This window comes from Arcticibacterium sp. (assembly GCF_055134445.1).
This window is the reverse complement of the sequence record NZ_JBSRVI010000018.1, coordinates 21,816-43,369: the sequence shown is the minus strand read 5'-3', so window position 1 is coordinate 43,369 and position 21,554 is coordinate 21,816. Positions and strand designations below refer to the sequence as shown.

Here is a 21,554-nt window from a genome sequence, read left to right as displayed (position 1 = left end):
GACTATAAATAAAACGTGAGGCTAAAATAACAGAAGATACATACCAATACCCGCGAAATATCCTATCAGAGCTAACCATGAAATTTTCTTTACATACCAGAAGAAATTTATTTTCTCCATGCCCATAGCAGCTACCCCAGCGGCAGAACCTATAATAAGTGCACTTCCACCTGTACCTGCACAGTATGCCAATAACTCCCAGAAAGAATCATCCATTGGGTATGTAGCCAAATCATACATTCCCATAGAAGCCGCTACCAAAGGAACGTTATCTACAATGGAAGAAAACAAACCAATAAGAACCACAGTTATCGTTTGGTTTCCTATTGTTTCTGTTAACCAGCCCGCTAAACCTGATAAAACACCTTCTGTTTGCAAAGCAGACACCGCCAAAAGAATACCCAAGAAAAAGAGAACACTCGGCATATCTACTTTTTCTAAAGCCTTATAAACAGAGTAATTCTTTCTAAAGTGCTCATTCTTATCTTTCAAAATAAGCTCCGTAACTAACCAAATTACCCCTAAAGCCAACATCATACCCATAAATGGCGGAAGGTGTGTCACCGTTTTAAAAAGTGGTACAGAAAGTAATCCACCGATACCCACACAGAAAATAATAAGCTTCTCGCCTTTAGAATGGTAAATTTCACCATCAGAAATAAAGGACTTCTTAGGTAAATCACCTTTTAGCGACGGCATAATAGCCAAAACTGGTACTAGCATACAAACTAAACTTGGCAGAATCAGTTTATAAATAATATTACCCGCACTTATCTGTCCACCTATCCATAGCATGGTGGTAGTTACATCACCCATCGGAGACCAAGCTCCTCCAGCATTTGCCGCTACCACAATAAGACCAACAAAAATCATCCTGGTTTCAGCCTTGTCAATTATCTTCCTCATTAATGTCACCATCACTATAGTAGTAGTAAGGTTATCCAAAAGAGCAGACAAGAAAAACGTTAGGATACATATAATCCACATCAGCTTAGTCTGGCTTCTGGTATTAATTCTATCGGTGATAATATCAAAGCCATCATAGGTGTCAATAAGCTCCACAATGGTCATGGCTCCCATTAAAAAAAACAGAATACTGGCTATCTCACTTAAGTGATGTAAAAGTTCTTCATTTAAATGTACAGGGTCGTGAGACATGAAAGCCACCACTGTCCAGCAAAGTGCTCCCGTAAGCAACGCGGAAGCCGATTTATCTATAGAAATATTGTGTTCTAGCACAATTCCTACATAGCCTATAATAAAAACTAGAATTAAAAGAGTAGTCATAGAATATTTATTTGTTCAAATCAAAACGTGACAAAAATAGCCATCAAAACAGCCTATCCAAACAAAATTTTGAGTATTATCATCAACCTAAATATTCAAAATTGCCCTTTTCATTTAGTCAATCTGCCGCTTATCCTATTCCACCTATAGGAATAAACAATGTTTACTAACATTGTCACTGCAAACAGACGACACGGATGAATTATAGATTTTTTTTTATTCTTTTACTAGCAGCGTTCAGTTCCAAGGCTCAGACCAAACTCTCTGGAGCCAATGATTCCAAAACCTATTCACTTTATAACTGCATAGATTACGCTTTAGAACATAATATTACTTTAAGACAAAACCAGCTAGCCATAGAAAGCAGTATAGTTAGGCTAAATCAATCCAAAGCAAACATTCTTCCAAGCATAAATGGACAGTTTAACGCCAACACCAATTTTGGTAGGAACATTGACCCTTTTTCAAATGATGTAGTAACCAGCACCATCGGAACCAACTCTCTGGGAGCAACCGCTGGCATGATACTTTATAACGGGTATAGATTAAAAAATACTATTCTTAGGAGTGAGATGGACTTGGAGGCTGCCAAACTGGACGTGGAGACTCAAAAGAACAATATCTCTCTTCAAATAGCAGTATCGTATCTAAATGTACTGTCTTCAGAAGATATGATAGAAGTGGCTCGTCAAAACGTGATTGTCAGCCAGCTTCAATTAGACCGCACCTCCAAATTGGTACAAGCAGGGGCATTGCCAGAAACTAATATGTTTAACCTAAACGCCCAGTTAGCCAACGACGAACTGCAACTGGTCAATGCAGAAAATGCACGACAGTCTAACATCCTAACGCTTAAGCAAAATATGAACCTACCTGGAGACCAAGAGCTTCAGGTAGAAAGAGTAGACCTGCCAAGTCCTTCACTACAGCTATATCCTGAAACCCCCACAGAAGTTTATGAAGCCGCCATAAATTATCTCCCAGAGGTAAAATCATCCGTTATGGGAGAAAAAATGGCAGAGGTTAATATTCAGATAGCCAAGTCCGTTGGATTACCAAGCTTAAGAGCTAATTTGGGATGGGGGTCTTCTTACTCCACAATTGCCAAAAACATCTTACCAGGTGAAACTACCTATAAACCAACGGCTGTTACGGCAGAATTTGAAGGGCAAACCATTCCTTTCATCGTCAATTTCCCTCAGCAGGGGTTTGTAAGAGAGAGCATCCCTTACTTCAGCCAAATAAACAACAATCAAAATGTCTACATCGGTGTTTCTGCTCAGATTCCTATTTTTAATGGATTCAACAAGAAATACCAAACACAGTCTGCCGAAATTCAGAAGTTACAATCTAAACTCAATACTGAAATCACCAAAGTGACCATTAGGCAAAATATAGACCAAGCCTACATTAATATGCTCAACGCGTCAAAAAGTTACAGTGCCAATAGAGTTCAAGTAAACGCTCTTGAAAAAGCATTTGAAGCTGCAGAAGCTAGCTATAATGCCGGTGCATCAAATTTTGTAGATTACAATTTAGCCAAAACCAATTTAGACAGAGCCTTAGCCAATCAAATACAAGCTAAATACGATTACATTTTTAAGATTAAAATCTTAGATTTTTATCAAAACAAACCACTAGAATTCTGATATAAAAACGAAAAGTAATGAATAAGAAATCGAATAAAATATGGTGGATAGTAGGGATTATTGCCCTAATTTTTATAGCCTTACTATTCCTCGCGAAGCAAAAAGGATGGATAGGCCAAGAAAAACCCACTGAAGTAGAATTTACTACAGTCACCACATCCGATTTGACAGAAACCGTTTCTGCTTCTGGAAAAATACAACCAGAATTAGAAGTTTCCATCACTCCTGATGTTCCTGGCGAAATCATTGGCCTGTACATTGAAGAAGGAGACTCCGTCAGAAAAGGACAGTTACTGCTTAAAATACAACCGGAAAACTACATTTCTGTGGTTGAAAGGTTTAGGGCTGGGGTGAATCAATCTAAAGCTTCTGCAGAACAGTCTAAATCTCAGATAGCACGAGCCGAGTCTCAACTTTTAAGAGCCGAATTGGACTTTAAAAGACAAAAGCAGTTGTTTGACGACAAAGTGGTCTCTCGCTCAGACTATGAAATCTCAGAGACCAACTTCCGAGTGGCAAAACAAGATTTAGAAGCCGCTAAAGCCAGTTATGAAGCCGCTAAGTATGGTATTAAAAGTGCTGAGGCCAACCTCAAAGATGCTTCTGAAAACCTTAGAAAAACCAATATTTATGCCCCAATGAACGGTATAGTTTCAAAATTAGTGGTGGAGCTTGGAGAAAGAGTGGTGGGTACATCTCAAATGGCAGGGACAGAAATGCTAAGAATTGCGAACTTGAACAACATGGAGGTTCGTGTCAATGTTAACGAAAACGACATTGTAAGAGTAAGTCAAGAAGATAAAGTGGTGATTGATGTAGATGCCTACAGTGCTGACGACAAACAATTTATGGGCGTAATAACGCACATAGCTAATACCGCGAATGGCTCTGGTGGCTCACTGGCCGCTAATGCCAATTCTACGGAAGCAGTAACCGAGTTTGAAGTAAGAATAAACATATTACCCTCTTCTTATAAAGAGTTGCTCTCAAGAAGTAGATATCCTTTTAAACCAGGTATGACCGCCACAGTAGATATCATCACGGAAACTAAAACAAATGTTATCTCTGTGCCCATTTCGGCCGTAACCACAAGAAGTGGTGATGAAAAAGACACGGAGGAAAAAGAAAATAAAGATAACGGTATGAACTTAGGAGCTAAAGAAGAAATCATAGCTTCAAAAGAAAAACTTAAGGAGATTGTTTTCATCAACGACAATGGTGTTGCTAAAATAAGAGAAGTAAAAACAGGAATTACAGATACCCAAGCAGGTACCATAGAGGTAATAGAAGGCCTAAAGGCAGGAGACATTATCATTTCTGGCCCTTTTGTAGAAGTTTCTAAACGCCTGAAAGAAGGAGACCGCGTTACTGAAAAGAAAAAACAAGACAAGAAAGAAGATTAAAAGCGTCACTTATTGGCTAATTTGAAAAAGAGAAGACCGTCAGTCTTCTCTTTTTCGTTATCTAAGAAATATATTTGCTTTATGAAAGTTACAGTCATAGGAGGAGGAAGCTGGGCCACGGCATTGGTTAAAATATTAAGTGAGAATAGTAAAATCAAGATAAAGTGGTGGATGAGAAGCCACGAAGCTGTAGAGCATATCAAAAAACACCATCACAATCCTAAATATCTTAGCAGTATAGAGTTTCACCCTTCAAAGGTAAAGCCGTACATAAACCTAAAAGAAGCTCTCAAAAATACTGAGTGGGTTATTTTAGCCATTCCAGCGGCATTTCTTGCCGAGGCCATTTCTAGTGTAAAAAAGAGTGATTTCGAAGGGAAGTATATGGTATCTGCCGTAAAAGGAATGATTCCAAAAAGCAATGAACTCATCTCTGATTTCTTACTCAACAGCTATGACATCCCTCTTATTCGTCAGTGTGCTATAGCGGGACCTTGTCATGCAGAGGAAGTTGCTTCAGAAAAACAATCTTACCTAACCATAGCTGCACCAGATTTAGAAGTGGGTCAGACGTTCGCTGAAATTCTAGCCTGCAGATATGTCAATACCTCAGCTATAACAGATTTATACGGGGTAGAACTTTCAGCAGTAATGAAAAACATTGTGGCTCTTGCCTGCGGAATCACACATGGGCTGGGGGCCGGGGATAATTTCCAAGCGGTTATGGTGTCAAATGCCATGCTGGAAATCAAACGCTTTGTCAGTTTACTTGCCCCATTAGAAAGAGAACTTATTTCCTCAGCATATCTAGGTGATCTTTTAGTAACAGCCTACTCTCAGTTTAGTAGAAACAGAACCTTTGGAGGTATGATTGGTAGAGGATACCGCGTAAAAACCGCTCAAATGGAAATGAATATGGTGGCTGAAGGGTATTATGCCGTCAAAAGTATTTACGAAATCAACAAAAAAATTAAGGCTTATATGCCCATCGTAGATTTTACCTACGCTGCCTTATACGAAAAAAACTCCCTTAAAAAGGAGTTTAATTCATTGAAATCCAAGCTTTCTTAATGCCTAGGCGTCTACTCTAAAAGACAGTTTGCATATACATCCGTAGGTAGTCACTTTACCATCCTGCACATGTGCTTTAATATCTTGCACATAAACTGAATCTATATTATGAATAGATTTTGATGCTGAAGTGACTGCATTTTGAATGGCATCTTCTATGCTTATTTCCGAAGATGCTATGAGTTCAATTACTTTAACGATTGCCATAATATTTTAAATTTTATAGTTTGTTTATTGACCTAAAAGGTAAGAATAATCTATGGATAATACCAGTTAAAGTAAACCTCGAATTGAAGCAGAAATCTCAGAAAGTTCTTGATCAGAAATCTTTATTTTGTGATTAAAATCAATGTCCGCCATGCTATTTAAAGGAATTAGATGAACATGTGCATGTGGCACTTCAAGGCCAATCACCGCCACTCCTATTCTTTTACAAGGTACGGCTCCTTTAAGAGCTGAAGTCAAACTCTTCGCAAAAGCCATTAAACCCAGATACAAATCATCGTCAAGGTCAAAAATGTAATCTACCTCCTTTTTAGGAATCACTAAAGTATGACCTTTAGCACATGGAAAAACATCTAAAAAAGCCAAGAAATCTTCCGTCTCTGCAATTTTATGACAAGGTATTTCACCACTAATAATTTTTGAAAATATAGACGCCATTGTTGATAACTTGATTACATGGTTATTTCTACTACTTCTACTTCCACCACACCTGCTGGAGCCTGAATCTCTGCTTTATCTCCCACAGCTTTACCTAAAAGCCCTTTTGCAAAAGGAGAATTAATAGAAATCTTCCCTTGCTTTAAATCTGCTTCTTCCTCTGCCACCAAAGTGTAAGTCATTTTGGCCCCATTCTTTAAGTTCTTTATGGTCACTTTGTTCAATAATGAAACCTTTGAATTGTCAATGGTAGACTCATCCAAAATTCTCGCTACAGACATCAGCGTTTCCAATTTTGATATCTCAGATTCCATATGACCCTGTGCATCTTTGGCTGCATCATATTCAGCATTCTCAGATAAATCTCCTTTATCTCTTGCTTCAGAAATTTGAGCGGCTATGTCTTGTCTTCCTTTTCCTTTTAAATAAGCGAGCTTATTCTTAAGGTTCTCATAACCCTCTTTGGTATAGTATTGATATTTTGACATATATATAAAATTTTACTAGTGTTATTAAAAAAAAATTGCCCGCCTTCACAGGTGGGTAAAAAAAAAGAACGGCGTAAATCTTACCGTTCCAAACAAACAAATTTTGTATTCTGGAAACTAGTTCAGAGTCGCTCTTTAAATATTATTATTTTTTGTTCTTTCCTCATTTTCAAAATTTTCATTTCAAAACTACAAATTATTCTCGGTAAATCAACAGGTAGACCACATTTCAAATTTCATTTTTTCTAGCTTTGTAGACTTATCCAAAAGAAAACAAGCATGAGAATCATATTTATGGGTACGCCCGACTTTGCGGTAGAAAGCCTCAAGGTTTTAGTAGAATCTGATCTTCAGGTTGTTGCGGTGCTAACAGCACCCGACAAACCCGCAGGAAGAGGGAAAAAACTACAGCAATCGCCTGTAAAAACTTACGCACTTTCTCAGAACATTCCAGTCCTACAACCACCCAAGTTAAAAAACGCTGAATTTATAGAAGAATTAAAAAGCTACAAAGCAGACCTTCAAGTTGTGGTGGCTTTCAGAATGCTTCCTGAAGTGGTTTGGGCTATGCCGACATCAGGTACCATTAACCTACATGGCTCTTTACTTCCTCAGTACAGAGGGGCAGCACCTATAAATTGGGCCGTTATTAATGGTGAAACCCAAACTGGCGTCACCACCTTTTTTATTGAAAAAGAAATTGATACCGGAAAAATCATATTCAAAGAGACCATTAACATTTCAGCAAACGACAATGCAGGCAGCGTTCATGATAAACTTATGCAGTTAGGCGGCCAACTGGTGCTAAAAACCGTAAAGGCCATTGAAAACAATGACTACCCACAGATAGAACAAGAGGAGTTTGAGCAATTGAAGTCTGCCCCTAAAATATTTAAAGAAGACTGCCAAATAGACTGGTCTATGACTTCTAAAGAAGTATATGATTTTATACGAGGCCTTAGCCCCTATCCTGGAGCTTGGACAAATTTCCAGGCCAACGAAACCGATACCATTGGCTCTTTAAAAATATTTGATTCTATCATCATAGAGCGTAACGACAAAGAAACACCAGGCCAGATACATACCGACAATAAGTCTTTTATAGAAGTTTCAACCGCGGATGGCAGGATAGGGCTCCTCAATCTTCAAATTCCTGGCAAAAAAAGACTAAAAATTGATGAGCTTTTAAGAGGATACGACGCCTCAAACATTAAGCTATCGTAATGAGAGCAAGAAGTTTACACGGATAGTGAATACACAAGTAATTGCACAATGCCAATCAATTATTTAACTATCAGTAGATTAATCATATATTAAAATACTGTAATAGTCTTTCAGGATATTTATGGTTACTTTTGCGGACTTTTTCATAAACTTCTAGTTAACAAAATGTTCTCTCTAGAAAATTAAAAATTATGCAAGACATTAGAAATATCGCGATAATTGCCCACGTAGATCACGGCAAAACGACTTTGGTGGATAAGATCATCCACGCTTCTAAAATATTTCGTGAAAATCAGGAATTTGGTGATCTAATCCTTGACAACAATGATTTAGAAAGAGAACGTGGAATTACCATCGTTTCAAAAAACGTATCTGTAAGATATGGTAACACCAAAATAAATATTATTGACACACCTGGTCACGCCGATTTCGGAGGTGAGGTGGAGCGTGTGTTGAAATTAGCTGACGGAGTTATCCTTTTAGTAGATGCATTTGAAGGTCCAATGCCTCAGACGCGTTTCGTATTAGGTAAAGCGTTGGACTTAGGACTTAAGCCAATTGTAGTTGTTAATAAAGTTGACAAAGAAAACTGTAGACCAGACGAGGTTCACGAAATGGTTTTCGACTTAATGTTTAACCTTAATGCTACAGACGACCAACTAGATTTCCCTACACTTTACGGTTCTTCTAAACAAGGCTGGATGAGTGATGATTGGCAAAAACCAACGGATAACATTATCGCTCTTTTAGATGCGGTTATTGAGCATATTCCTGCGGCAAAAACACAAGAAGGTCCTGCTCAAATGCAAATCACTTCTTTAGATTATTCTTCTTTCGTAGGTAGAATTGCCATTGGATTGGTAGCTAGAGGCGTTCTTAAAGAAGGTCAGAATGTAATGCTTTGCACTGCTGATGGCTCACTGAAAAGAAATAAAATCAAAGAACTTCATGTTTTTGAAGGTCTTGGTAGAGTTAGAGTATCAGAAGTATCTTCTGGAGAAATCTGTGCTATCACAGGTATCGAAGGGTTTGAGATTGGAGATACTGTAGCAGATATAGATCAACCAGAAGCTCTTCCAAGAATTTCTATTGATGAGCCTACGATGAATATGCTCTTCACTATTAACAATTCTCCTTTCTTTGGACAAGATGGCAAATTTGTCACTTCTCGTCACTTGAGAGATAGATTGATGAAAGAAATGGAGAAGAACCTAGCCCTTAAAGTAGAGCAAGGTGAGTCTGAAGATAAATTTATCGTATTTGGTAGAGGTATTCTTCACCTTTCTGTATTGATAGAAACAATGCGTAGAGAAGGTTATGAGCTTCAAGTAGGTCAGCCACAAGTAATCTTCAAAACAGGAGAGAACGGTGAAAGATTAGAGCCTATTGAAACCTTAGTAGTAGATGTACCTGAAGAAAGTGCTGGTAAAGTAATTGAGCTTGCTACACAGAAAAAAGGTGAGTTACTTATTATGGAGCCTAAAGGCGATTTGCAACACCTTGAATTCAACATTCCATCTAGAGGTCTTATCGGCTTAAGAAGTAATGTACTTACAGCCACACAAGGTGAGGCTATCATGAATCACAGATTCAAGTCTTACGAGCCATATAAAGGAACTTTACCAGGAAGAATAAACGGTTCTCTTATTTCAATGGCCAACGGACCTGCCATTCCTTACTCTTTAGATAAACTTCAAGATAGAGGGGTATTCTTTATTGATCCAGGAGAAGAGATTTACATGGGTATGGTAGTCGGTGAGCACAATCGTCAGAATGACATCGTGGTTAACTTACAAACTACTAAAAAATTAAGTAACATGAGATCCTCTGGTGCAGATGATCAAGTTAAGATTGCTCCCAAAGTACAATTCTCATTAGAAGATTGTATGGAATATATCCAAAAAGACGAGTACTTAGAAATCACTCCAAAATCTCTAAGAATGCGTAAAATATACTTAGACGAAAACGAAAGAAAACGTAACAGTCGTCAGACTGAATTAGCGTAATCATAGGCTTAAAAAAAACCACCAAAGCTGACTTATACCAGTTGCTTTGGTGGTTTTGCATTTAAGCTCATCTCACTTTTTGGTTTCGCTCCTACAAAACCAATATTCCTATTAACTTTGTCAATCATTGAAATAGAAGAACCCTCCTTTTAATGTCGAAAACACTTGCTTTTACCATATGCTCTGTCAACTATTTGGCTCAAGCCAAAGTACTTTCAGAGTCCTTAAAAAGAACCAACCCGAATTTTGAATTTGTAATAGGCTTATGCGACAAAATAGAAGGTAGAGATATTGACCCATCAAAAATTGAGGGCTTAAATATTCTAGAAGTTCACAAAATTGGTATCGAAGGCTTTGACGAGATGTGTGAACGATACGACATCACAGAATTAAACACCGCGGTAAAGCCATTCTATTTCAACTATTTCTTAAAGAGTCGCCCAGATCTTATCAACTTCTACTACATAGACCCTGATATTGAAATCTTTGATACGTTCCAAGGCATAGAAAACAGATTAGAGGAATCTGACATTGTCTTAACACCCCATTTTTACACACCAGTCTATGACAATTGTTCTCGTACAGAGCAAGAAATGTTTGTCAACGGTATATACAATCTAGGTTTTTTGGCCGTAAAAAGGTCGAAACCAGTAGACGAGTTTATGAACTGGTGGATGATAAAACTTCGTACAGAGTGCTACATGGACATCCAAAAAGGGATGTTTGTGGATCAGCTGTACTGTAACATGGTGCCTCTTTATTTTGACAATGTTGTTATTGAAAAAAATCCGGGTTATAACATCGCTTACTGGAATCTACACGAAAGAACCATTACCGAAAAAAACGGAAAGTACTATGTAAATGGTGAGCCCTTAATCTTTTATCATTACAGTGGCATGAATTCTGCAGACCCTATCAATATATCAAGATGGCAAAACAGATTCGACCTAAATAGCAGACCAGACTTAGCTCCTCTTTTCAAATCGTACAGAGCACAGATAGAAAACTACGCTAATAAATATTTTAAAGCCTTTGATTGCGTTTACGCAAAAGGAGATATAAAAGTAGATGACCGAAGTTTCCTAAAAAAGGTATTGATGTCTGCGTCCTACAGAGTTTTTGCTTTCTTTGAAAGACTACCGATTTGATCATAAAGATGAAGATTGCTATTATTTCTATTGTTTTTCCTTACCCTGTTGACAATGGCGGCGGTGCTGCTACTTTCAACATGATTGATTATTTAAGACATAAGCATGAAATAACTTTCATTTGTCCGAATGTAGCTGAGGTCAACAAAGAAAAACTCCAGGATTTATGGCCCAATGTTAAAATCTTAACTACCAAAAAAAATGGCAGTGAGAGTTTATCTTTAAAAACTTATAAAGCCATTTTAAGGCTAAATCAATTCATAAAAGGTACCGTTTTAGATTATTTCTATCCTAAAACCCACTTGGCCATTAATGATTTATCCAAATTCTACTTCCCAGGATTTCTAGCATTGGTAAAGGAAGAAGTAACCTATGAAAACTATGATTTAGCCCAGGTCGAATTTATAGAATTTGCCGGAATCGTTCATTTACTGCCAAAAAACCTTCCTAAAATCTTCATTCACCACGAATTAAGATTTAAGAGGTTGCAAATGGAATACGACACCCTAGAAAATAAAACGCTGTCAGACCTTTGGCATATTTCAGCTACAAAAGATTTAGAAATAGCTCTACTAAATCATTATGATAAGGTAGTATCTGTAACAGAAACAGATAAAGGATACCTTGAAGAAGCGGGTGTTAAAAAGGAACTATTATTCACTTCTACCCTTCCTATAAATTTCAAAATGGCCGACATTAATTCGCCATTTACTTTTAAAGGGAACATCGTCTTCTTAGGACCAGAAAACCATTATCCTAATTTGGATGGTGTAAATTGGTTCCTGGAGCACTGCTGGGAAAGAATAATCACCAAACATCCAAATCTAAAACTTCAAATAGTTTCAAGATGGTCTGATGAATTTAAAAAGCTTCATAAAACTAAAAAGAATGTATTCTTTTTAGGCTTTGTAGAAGACTTATCCCATAGTTTTAAAGGTTCTATTATGATCGTTCCTCTAAGAATAGTGAGTGGTATGAGAATGAAAATCTTGGAGGCCATTTCATGGAAAATGCCTATTATTAGCACCGTGGTTGGAGCGGAAGGCCTACCTATGGTAGATGGCAAAAACTGTATGCTGGCTCATGATGCAGATGAGTTTGTACAGAAAACATTAGAACTCATAGAAACAAAAGGACTGGCCGAAAAATTAATAACGCAGTCTCAAAAATTAATTACCGACCAATATCAAATTGAAAAGTGCGGAGAAATACGAAACGCTCTTTACAATACTTTTAAATAATTCCTATGTCAATAGTTAATCCATTAAAGCCTTTGCGTAAGTTTGATATCCATAAACAAACTTGTCAACATAGCACAAAAATAATAAGAGCGTTGCAGAGATAAATGCCATCAGTAAGTGTCATATTACCCAATTATAATCACGCCGATTTCCTTAGAGACAGAATTGAGAGTATCTTAAATCAATCTTTTCAAGATTTTGAGCTGATTATCCTAGATGACTGCTCCTCTGATATTAGTTGTGAGATAATTAAGTCTTATGAAGACCATCCATTACTAAGTCACATTGTAATCAATAAAGAAAACTCAGGAAGTACATTTAAGCAGTGGGAAAAGGGTCTTGCCCTTGCTTCTGGTGAGTTTATCTGGATAGCCGAAAGCGACGACCTAGCCGAACTAAACTTTCTTGAACATCATATGAAAATGTTCAAGGCGAACAAAAGCCTTGGAGTTTCTTTCTCGGCCTCCACTTGGATAGACGAGAAAGGAAAAACCTTTCATGAGCCGGAACATGAATATGAGTTATACGCTCAGGGTTCTACATTGCTTAAAGACTATTTCATAAAGGGCAATTTAATTTATAATGCCAGCTCATGTGTCTTTAAAAAATCATTGGTTCCTTGGGAAACATTAAAGGCTGTTATTGGGTACAAATACTGTGGAGACTGGCTATTTTGGGTAGACTTAGTGGCCAACACAGAAATAAACAGAACGAGCAAGAGACTTAATTTTTTCAGACGACATTCAAACAATGTCTCTTTCGAAGCAGAGTCTAAAGGGCTACAATTTTCGGAAGGTCTTAAGGTAGTCAATCATATTTTTGAAAAACAACATTTCAGTTTTTTTGAAAAACAAAAACTTATCTTTTACTGGGTTCAAAAACTAAGAAAGAGCAGTATTGAGAATAAAAAAAGGTTTATTGGACTCCTACCGTTTCCTGCCAAAATTTCTTATGCGGTAAGTCCGGCCATTAGTAGTTTAATGTCATTTTTAGCGTCCTAAAAGAATTAATGAAAGGAATTAGCCTTATCATCTGTTGTTATAATAGTGCTCAAATCATTGAGCAAACTTTAGACTACGTCCAAAAGCAAGAACCAACAGAAATCGAATGGGAGGTAATACTTATTGACAATAATTCTACCGATGAAACCGCAAAGGTCTCTGAGTCCTCTTGGAATTTTGAGAAAAACCCAAACCTAAAAATATTTAAAGAATCTAAGTCTGGGCTTTCAAATGCAAGACTGCGAGGTATAAAGGAATCAAAATATGACATTATCTCTTTTGTAGATGATGACAACCTTATTCCTACAAATTGGATAAACTATCTATCCCAAGTGTTTGAAGACCCTGCCATAGGTGTTCTTGGCGTTACCTCTATTGGTAAATTTGATTTCACAGTCCCGGAATGGTACGAAAGGCACAAACTATCTTTTGCCACGGGTAAGCTTTATGACTTAAAGTTTGGAGATGTAACCAGTGCAGGATTAGTATATGGTGCGGGAATGACCATGAGAAAAGAAATCTTCCAGAAACTGGATCAAAAAAACTGGAAACCATATCTTACAGACAGGGTTGGCAAAAAACAATCTGGTGGTGGAGATTCTGAATTAACCCTGGTTTCTAGACTTTTAGGTTATAAAATTTACTACTCTAACGAACTCAATACGCAACATTTCATCATACCAGATAGGCTTACATGGCAGCGTTTAAGAGAAATGACTGCAGGCTTCGGACAAGCAGATGTTTTTGTGCTTCCGTATACTTACATCTATAATAAATCTGAAGGGAACACTAGCCTACTGAATGAACTTAGGAAGAAATGGTGGGTTAACTATCTCGGCAAAAAAGTAGCTTTGGCTTTGTTGAAACTTAAAAAAAATACAGGAAAAATATCTAAAGAAGATTATGAAATCGCAGAAATTAGAAATAAAGCCTTTTGCGAAGCTATTTTACTTCAAAAGAAACAATTTGAAAGTTCCTTTTACGAGCTTCAAAAACTAAGCAACCTTTAATAGTTTTCCATCTCCAGAAATAAAATTTATATTTCGGAATGAAGGAAAAACATTTCATGGAAAGGGCTCTAGAACTTGCCAAACTTGGAGCCGGTCACGTAAGTCCTAATCCAATGGTGGGTTGTGTCATAGTTCATGAAGACAAAATTATTGGGGAAGGCTGGCATATGAAATATGGCGAGGCTCACGCAGAGGTCAATGCTATAAACAACGTCCAGGACAAATCCCTCCTTCCCTTTTCCACAGCATATGTGAGTTTAGAGCCTTGTTCACACTTTGGTAAAACACCACCCTGTGCAGACTTGCTTATTAAAGAAAGACTAAAAAAAGTAGTTGTTTGTAACACCGACCCTAATGAAAAAGTTAATGGCAACGGAATACAAAAATTAAAAAACGCGGGAATTGAGGTCTCCACAGGATTATTAGTAGAAAATGGAGCATTTCTTAATAGACGTTTTTTCACCTCTCAATTAAAAACACGACCTTATATTATTCTAAAATGGGCAGAATCTGCCAACGGTTGCGTAGCAGATAAAGACGGCAATCCAGTAAGCATTAGTGGAGAGTTTGCTCAAATCCATTCTCATAAATGGCGAGCTACAGAAGATGCCATTATGGTAGGCGGCAATACCGTTATTAAAGATAACCCTAGCCTAAGTACTAGACACTGGGAAGGAAAAAACCCCATTAGAGTCATCCTTTTCCCAGAAATAAAACCTACCGACAATTTTAAGGTATTAGACCAAAGTGTTGTAACCTACGTACTTAATAAAAATTATTCTCTTAAGGATGGGAATACGGAATTCATAAAGATTGACGTAAATTCGAATATTCTTGATTTCGTTTTAGGACAACTTCATGAAAGAAAGGTGATGTCATTAATCGTAGAAGGTGGACCAAAACTCCATGAAATGTTTATTAAAGACAACCTTTACGACGAAATAAGAGTTTTTAAGAGTAAAAAGTTAATCGTCTCGCAAGGGCTAAATTCAGCTTCTATTCCCAAAAATCTTTTAGAGATACAAAATATTGATTTAAAAACAGATTATTTAAGGATTTTTTCAAGAGAATTCCAACCTTAACTTACTTTATTGAGTCCTGCTTAATGACCCTATCTTAAGAGATTGTTTCATTATCAGGATGAGAATCACTGATAATTGCAATTTTAAGATAGAATGCCCAATGAAACTCAAATAATTCAGGACTGCCTTAAACAAGACAGGAATGCCCAGAAACAGCTCTATGAACTGTATTCAGGTAAACTGTTTATCGTGGCCTTGAGGTATATGAGAGATAGGGAAAATGCTCAAGATGTATTGCAAGATTCTTTTATTAAGATATTTAAATATTTAGATACATTCAGATTTGATAGCCCGTTAGAAGCTTGGATGAGAAAAATAGTGGTTAATACCGCTCTCAAAGCCTTGAAAAAGGACAAAAAGCTTACACAAAGTCTAGAAGGCGACTATATGATTGTTGAAGAACTACATTATAGCAACTTGGGCTTTGAAAATCTGTCTTATCAGCATTTGTTAAATATGATAGGGGAATTGCCAGAGGGTTGTAGAACCATTTTTAACCTCTACGCCATAGAAGGCTTTAAACATCAGGAAATTGCCACTATGCTAGAAGTGACTGAGGGAACCTCAAAGTCTCAGTACTATAGAGCAAAGGCCTTATTGCAAGAAAAACTTGCGAAAGAAAATAGTAGAGAAGCTGGAAAACTATCCGCAAAAATATAAGTGATGAATAATTTTTTTGAAAATCAATGGAAAAAGGCATTTGAAGATGCCGAGGAAATCCCTCCGATTGATATTTGGAGAAATATTGAGGGAAAGTTAGACGAAGAAGCCATATCTGAAGCCTCTTTAGTTCATACGCTATTATCAGCATCAGAAACACCTGACGCCTCCGTCTGGGCTAATATTGAGAAAGAACTCGATAAAGAAAAGCCAGTTTTGGTAATTTGGTTTCAGAAATACGCTTCCACCGCAATTGCCGCGATGGTCTTCTTGGCCTTAAGTTTCTCTTTGCTTAATAATCTATTTGACAGAGACTCGTCCAAAGAAAAATTTCAAGCCGATGTGTCGCTACTAGAGAGTAAGGCATTACTAGGAGATTCTTATAATGGATCTGAAGACAATTCTAAAGAAACACTGAATTCAAAAACCTTAAGCTCGAAGGCATTTAGCCCTACTTATTACAGTAAAACATTATCGAATAATTTAGGATCATCAAAGGCTACTTTGGTTTTAGACTCAAAGTCCCCATCCTCTTCAAAAACAATCTTAGAGACATTGATTAATGAAGAAGAGAAGGTGTCAAGCGTTATCCATGAATCTATTTCTTCTTTAAAACTCCTTATTAAAAAAGAGTTTGATAACTACGGAAATAGGTTTACCATGAAGAGGAAAAAGTTATCCTTTGAAACGCCAGACAATCTTTTGGCCGACAATCAAGCCTCTTTCGTAAAGCGTTCATGGTTCGGATTATTTTCAGGCATATCTCCTTTTGACCCTAACTTTAAGATTAACAACTTTGAGAGAGCCGCATTAGTTTCTGCCAGTGACGTACCTCGTTCTTCCTTTGAATTTAACAGTGTAGGGGATACGGGTGGGCCGCTTTCTAAAAATGAAACATTTACCATACCGCTTTCTCAGCCGTATAACAACGTAAAATCTGGAAGGTCCATAAACCTTAGTGTTAATTATGGAAAAAGAATAAAGAAGCACTGGTCTGTAGAAAGTGGTGTGAGATATTTAGCGGGTAACTCTTTAGTGGCCAGTAACGTTTATTCGTATAACCAATATACCGGAAGTGTACAAAGCTTCTTAGAGTCTAATTACATTCGCCAAGACGCAGGTGTTTTTGACAACACTGTTATCTCTTCTGGTGGCGATATAGATAGTGATTATAAGTTTCTGATGATACCAGTACAGGTGGGCTATCATTTGCCTATGACCTCAAAACTAGAAGCATCTTTCACTACGGGTGTATCTGGCGACTTTATCATTAATAACGTTTTCGATAATATTTCTGAAGGCGGCAGTAAACTTACCGCAGGAAACTCTGCCTATAAGCCATTAAATCTGAGTGGCTTGGCAGGCGTGAAATTCAATTATTCGGTGAGAGATGATTGGCAAATTTCATTAGGCTCTGGTCTTCAGCAAACTTTAACATCTGGTGTAGAGAAAACAGAAAGTTTCTCATTTAAACCTAGATATCTAGGCATTAACTACGGCGTTAGCTACCGTTTCAAATAAAAACAATAAACTTTTTTAATAAACTGTACGCAAAAAAATACCCCACCGAAGTTTTTCAGTGGGGTATTTACACTTTATTCTAAGCCAATTTGGACTTTGCTATTTCCTCTTCTTTTAAAGCCCTCCTTAAAATTTTCCCTACATTGGTTTTGGGCAGCTCGTCTCTAAACTCCACATATTTTGGGCATTTATACGGCGTTAAATTCTCTCTTGCAAAAGCCTTGACTTGATCCTCAGTAAGATTAGGGTCTTTCTTGACCACAAAAACTTTTACCGCCTCTGTGGACTTGGCATCTGCCACCCCAATACAAGCCAGCTCTAAAACACCTGGATGCTCTACTATAACATCTTCAACCTCATTAGGATAAACATTAAAACCAGAAACTATAATCATGTCTTTCTTTCGGTCTACTATTTTAAAGTAGCCGTCTTCACTCATCACACCTATATCCCCTGTTTTAAACCATTTTCTACCATCCTCTGGATCTGTCAGGAAAACCTTATCCGTTTCTTCCTCTCTGTTAAAATATCCAGACATCACCTGCGGCCCAAAAGCACAAATCTCTCCAGCCTCACCAGGTTTAACCCAATTCCCATCTTCGTCCACTATTCTAATATCTGTACTGGGCCAAGGCACACCAATAGTTCCTATCCTATTGTCGCCTTTTATAGGATTTGAAGTAAGCACCGGTGATGTTTCTGATAATCCATAACCCTCCACCGGAAGGCAGCCAGTTTTCTCTTTCCACGCATTAGCTACCGCCTTTTGCAAGGCCATGCCGCCCGCCGAAGTAATTTTCAACTTGCTCCAATCTACACCATCAATGTCTGGATGGTTTAAAAGACCATTATAAAGGGTATTTAATCCTGTAAAAATATGAGGTGGATTCTTTTTCAAATCTTTAATAAAACCAGCCATATCTCTAGGGTTAGTAATTAAAAGATTCATAACACCCGTCTTTAATGCTGTTAAGGCATTCACGGTAAGAGCATAAACATGATAAAGCGGTAATGCTGCCACCACCACTATCTTATCATCGGTAATGTCATCCATGATCACACTTTGCCATGCATCGTTGGCCTCCAAATTTGCTATCAAGTTTCGGTGAGAAAGCATGGCTCCTTTTGAGACGCCTGTAGTTCCACCGGTATATTGTATAAAAGCCAATTCAGAACTTTTTACATCTGGCTTAACATATTTAAGTTTAGCCCCTATTTCTAAAGCTGTAGAAAACTTAACTGAATTGGGTAATGAATAAGAAGGTACCATTTTTTTAATGGTCTTCACCACAAAATTAACCAGCTGCTTTTTAGGAAAGCCAAGCATGTCTCCAAGCTCCGTCAATACGACATGTTCAATCTGGGTATCGGCTAGTACTTTCTCTAAATTATGAGCAAAGTTTGCTACAATAACGATGGCCTTTGCTCCCGAATCTTTGAACTGATGCTTCATCTCTCTTGGCGTATAAAGCGGATTAGTATTAACCACGACCAAGCCAGCCCTAAGAGCACCAAACAAAACCACGGGATACTGTAGACAGTTGGGCATTTGAATAGCTATCCTGTCTCCTTTCTGTAAGCCAATACTTTGTAGGTAGCTTGCGAAGTCTTCCGACAATCTATCAATATCAGCAAAACTAACTTCCTTGCCCATATTGGAATATGCCGCTCTCCCTGCATATTTCTTAAAGCCCTCTTCTATTAATTCGACTAAAGAGGTATAAACATCTGGATTTATTTCTGTGGATATCCCTTTAGGATAATTTTTTAGCCAGGGTTTAGAATCAGTCATTTCTTTGAGGTTTTTAGTTTGTATTTCTAGAAGTAAATTTAGTGTTTTAAAAGGATAAAATAAACGAAATATAGTCTCAAACCTTCTCTTTTAGAATAATTAAACGTAGTAACTAATTCCGAATTTGAATCCCGATTTTATAATTTCCATTAAAACTATATTAAGAATACACTAAAAAACAAAAGAACCGGCAAAAGCCGGTTCTTTTTATTATAACAATAAGCTTAGTCAATATTAAACGTCGACGTGGGCATATTTTGCATTCTTCTCAATGAACTCTCTTCTTGGAGCTACTTCATCTCCCATTAACATTGAGAATAATAAATCTGCCTCAGAGGCCGACTCAATAGTCACTTGTTTTAAAGTACGACCTTCTGGGTTCATGGTCGTTTCCCACAGCTGCTCAGGGTTCATCTCTCCAAGACCTTTATATCGCTGAACGCCAACAGAGTCCTCTTTTCCATTTCCAGCCAATCTCTTTATGGCCGCCAGACGCTGATCTTCCGTCCAGCAATACTCAGACTTATTCCCTTTTTTAACCAAATAGAAAGGCGGCTGAGCAATGTACAGATAACCTTTCTCAATCAACTCTCTCATAAACCTATAGAAGAAAGTTAAAATAAGGGTTCTAATATGACTTCCGTCAATATCAGCATCGGTCATAATGATGATTTTGTGATAACGGAGCTTCTCCATATCTAATGCTCTTTCATCACCATCTCTACCCATTCTTACTCCTAGGGCAGTAATGATATTCTTAATTTCATCATTCTCGTAGATTCTATATTCTTGTGCTTTTTCTACGTTAAGAATCTTACCTCTTAAAGGCAAAATTGCTTGAAAAGCTCTATCTCTACCTTGTTTTGCAGAACCACCTGCAGAGTCTCCCTCCACGAGGTATACCTCACAAACCGCTGGGTCTGAATTGGCACAGTCAGCCAGTTTTCCAGGAAGCCCACTTCCTGTCAAAACATTCTTACGCTGAACCATTTCTCTGGCTTTCTTGGCCGCAATCCTAGCCTTAGCGGCTATAATCACCTTATCAACGATGGTTTTGGCTTCTTTTGGATTTTCCTCTAAGTAGTTTTGAAGCATTTCCTGTACACAACCACTCACCGCAGAAGTTACTTCCGAGTTACCCAACTTAGTCTTTGTTTGACCTTCAAATTGAGGCTCCTGAACCTTTACAGAAATAACAGCTGTTAAACCTTCACGAAAGTCGTCTCCAGCAATTTCTATTTTCTCTTTGGCCAACATCCCAGACTTCTCGGCATAGCCCTTAAGTGTTCTTGTAAGAGCCATTCTGAAACCCGATACGTGGGTTCCACCTTCATGGGTGTTGATGTTATTTACAAAAGAGGCTACATTTTCCGAATAAGAGCTATTATAAATCATGGCTACCTCCACAGGTACACCATCACGCTCACCTTCCATAAACATAGGTGCTGGAATAAGTCTCTCACGCGACTGATCCATGTATTCAACAAACTCAGCAAGGCCACCTTCTGAATGAAAACTCTCTGTAGCTATGCTTCCATCTTCTTCTATTCTCCTTTTATCTGTTAGATTAAGGGTCAGTCCTTTGTTTAGGAAAGATAATTCACGTAGACGGTTGGCAACGGTTTCATATTTGTATTCTGAAACTTCAAAAATACTGCTATCTGGAAGAAACTGAACAAAAGTTCCATGCTCTTCCGTAGTTCCAATCTCTCTAACCGAATACTGAGGAATACCTTTTTTGTACTCCTGCTCGTGTACCTTTCCATCTCTATACACCACCACTTTCAAGTCGCTGGATACGGCGTTCACACAAGAAACACCTACGCCGTGCAATCCTCCAGAAACTTTGTAAGTATCCTTATCAAATTTTCCTCCTGCATGAAGTACCGTCATTACTACCTCCAAGGCAGACTTCTGCTCTTTATCGTGAAATCCTGTAGGAATTCCACGACCGTTATCTCTTACTGTAATGGAGTTATTTTCTTCAATGGTCACATCAATTGTATCACAATAACCCGCCATAGATTCATCTATAGAGTTATCTACCACTTCCCATATCAAGTGATGAAGGCCTTTAAACCCTACATCTCCAATATACATGGCAGGCCTTTTCCTAACAGCCTCCAATCCTTCTAAAACTTGAATATTATTTGCTCCGTAGTCTTTCTTATTCTCTGCTCCGTCAGACATATTGCTAAAGGTTTGTTTTCTGTAGTTTAGATTATATTTCTTTTACAAAAAAGCCCACAAAGTGGACTTGCGATTCATAGCGTAAAGGTAGTTATTTTTTATGGTAAATGAGAATAAA

Annotated in this window: 18 protein-coding genes; 12 read left to right on the top strand and 6 right to left on the bottom strand. The window is 37.7% G+C overall.

The genetic code is table 11. The annotated features are described in order from the left end of the window. Positions 1–21 precede the first annotated feature (21 nt). Complete coding sequence (gene nhaD / locus ACTBZY_RS02405) at positions 22–1,287, bottom strand: sodium:proton antiporter NhaD (protein ID WP_463044728.1); 1,266 nt, start codon at positions 1,285–1,287, stop codon at positions 22–24. Positions 1,288–1,484: 197 nt separating this feature from the next. Between nhaD and ACTBZY_RS02400 the strand changes: the two genes are divergently transcribed. From ACTBZY_RS02400 to ACTBZY_RS02390, 3 genes are all read left to right on the top strand, one after another. Further along, entirely contained in the window at positions 1,485–2,936 is a 1,452-nt protein-coding gene (locus ACTBZY_RS02400) for a TolC family protein (protein ID WP_463044727.1), read from the top strand. Positions 2,937–2,953: 17 nt separating this feature from the next. Further along, positions 2,954–4,339: an efflux RND transporter periplasmic adaptor subunit gene (locus ACTBZY_RS02395; protein ID WP_463044726.1), complete on the top strand. Its 1,386-nt coding sequence runs from the start codon at positions 2,954–2,956 to the stop codon at positions 4,337–4,339. Between the two features lie 81 nt (positions 4,340–4,420). Continuing rightward, positions 4,421–5,410, top strand: a complete 990-nt coding sequence (locus ACTBZY_RS02390) for an NAD(P)H-dependent glycerol-3-phosphate dehydrogenase (RefSeq protein WP_463044725.1) — start codon at positions 4,421–4,423, stop codon at positions 5,408–5,410. A gap of 3 nt (positions 5,411–5,413) precedes the next feature. On the opposite strand, the gene ACTBZY_RS02385 is transcribed toward ACTBZY_RS02390, so the two are convergent. The 3 genes from ACTBZY_RS02385 to greA form a co-directional block, all read right to left on the bottom strand. Further along, a complete protein-coding gene (locus tag ACTBZY_RS02385) occupies positions 5,414–5,617 on the bottom strand; it encodes a dodecin family protein (RefSeq protein WP_463044724.1) in 204 nt (67 codons plus the stop codon). 66 nt (positions 5,618–5,683) lie between these two features. Next, entirely contained in the window at positions 5,684–6,073 is a 390-nt protein-coding gene (locus ACTBZY_RS02380; RefSeq protein ID WP_463044723.1) for an HIT family protein, read from the bottom strand. 14 nt (positions 6,074–6,087) lie between these two features. Beyond that, positions 6,088–6,561: a transcription elongation factor GreA gene (greA, locus tag ACTBZY_RS02375; RefSeq protein WP_463044722.1), complete on the bottom strand. Its 474-nt coding sequence runs from the start codon at positions 6,559–6,561 to the stop codon at positions 6,088–6,090. Positions 6,562–6,840: 279 nt separating this feature from the next. On the opposite strand from greA, the gene fmt reads away from it, so the two are divergent. From fmt to ACTBZY_RS02330, 9 genes are all read left to right on the top strand, one after another. After that, on the top strand, positions 6,841–7,785 hold the full coding sequence (gene fmt, locus ACTBZY_RS02370; RefSeq protein WP_463044721.1) for a methionyl-tRNA formyltransferase: 945 nt from the start codon (positions 6,841–6,843) through the stop codon (positions 7,783–7,785). Positions 7,786–7,976: 191 nt separating this feature from the next. Then, positions 7,977–9,791 carry a translational GTPase TypA gene (gene typA, locus ACTBZY_RS02365; protein ID WP_463044720.1) on the top strand — a complete coding sequence of 605 codons (1,815 nt, stop codon included), beginning with the start codon at positions 7,977–7,979 and terminating at the stop codon, positions 9,789–9,791. A gap of 152 nt (positions 9,792–9,943) precedes the next feature. Next, entirely contained in the window at positions 9,944–10,939 is a 996-nt protein-coding gene (locus tag ACTBZY_RS02360) for a glycosyl transferase (RefSeq protein WP_463044719.1), read from the top strand. Between the two features lie 8 nt (positions 10,940–10,947). After that, positions 10,948–12,180, top strand: a complete 1,233-nt coding sequence (locus ACTBZY_RS02355) for a glycosyltransferase (protein ID WP_463044718.1) — start codon at positions 10,948–10,950, stop codon at positions 12,178–12,180. 104 nt (positions 12,181–12,284) lie between these two features. Beyond that, positions 12,285–13,181 carry a glycosyltransferase family 2 protein gene (locus tag ACTBZY_RS02350; protein ID WP_463044717.1) on the top strand — a complete coding sequence of 299 codons (897 nt, stop codon included), beginning with the start codon at positions 12,285–12,287 and terminating at the stop codon, positions 13,179–13,181. An 8-nt stretch (positions 13,182–13,189) separates the two neighbouring features. After that, positions 13,190–14,191, top strand: a complete 1,002-nt coding sequence (locus ACTBZY_RS02345) for a glycosyltransferase (RefSeq protein WP_463044716.1) — start codon at positions 13,190–13,192, stop codon at positions 14,189–14,191. A gap of 38 nt (positions 14,192–14,229) precedes the next feature. Next, positions 14,230–15,273, top strand: coding sequence for a bifunctional diaminohydroxyphosphoribosylaminopyrimidine deaminase/5-amino-6-(5-phosphoribosylamino)uracil reductase RibD (gene ribD, locus ACTBZY_RS02340; protein WP_463044715.1), 1,044 nt, complete (start codon positions 14,230–14,232; stop codon positions 15,271–15,273). 93 nt (positions 15,274–15,366) lie between these two features. Further along, positions 15,367–15,933 (top strand): RNA polymerase sigma factor, encoded by a 567-nt coding sequence (locus ACTBZY_RS02335; RefSeq protein WP_463044714.1) that lies wholly within the window; start codon positions 15,367–15,369, stop codon positions 15,931–15,933. 3 nt (positions 15,934–15,936) lie between these two features. Continuing rightward, on the top strand, positions 15,937–17,454 hold the full coding sequence (locus ACTBZY_RS02330) for a hypothetical protein (protein WP_463044713.1): 1,518 nt from the start codon (positions 15,937–15,939) through the stop codon (positions 17,452–17,454). 79 nt (positions 17,455–17,533) lie between these two features. Here the strand turns inward: ACTBZY_RS02330 and ACTBZY_RS02325 are convergent, their stop codons facing one another. Both ACTBZY_RS02325 and gyrB read right to left on the bottom strand, forming a co-directional pair. Then, positions 17,534–19,246 (bottom strand): AMP-binding protein, encoded by a 1,713-nt coding sequence (locus tag ACTBZY_RS02325; protein WP_463044712.1) that lies wholly within the window; start codon positions 19,244–19,246, stop codon positions 17,534–17,536. 234 nt (positions 19,247–19,480) lie between these two features. Beyond that, complete coding sequence (gene gyrB / locus ACTBZY_RS02320) at positions 19,481–21,436, bottom strand: DNA topoisomerase (ATP-hydrolyzing) subunit B (protein WP_463044711.1); 1,956 nt, start codon at positions 21,434–21,436, stop codon at positions 19,481–19,483. Positions 21,437–21,554 lie beyond the last annotated feature (118 nt).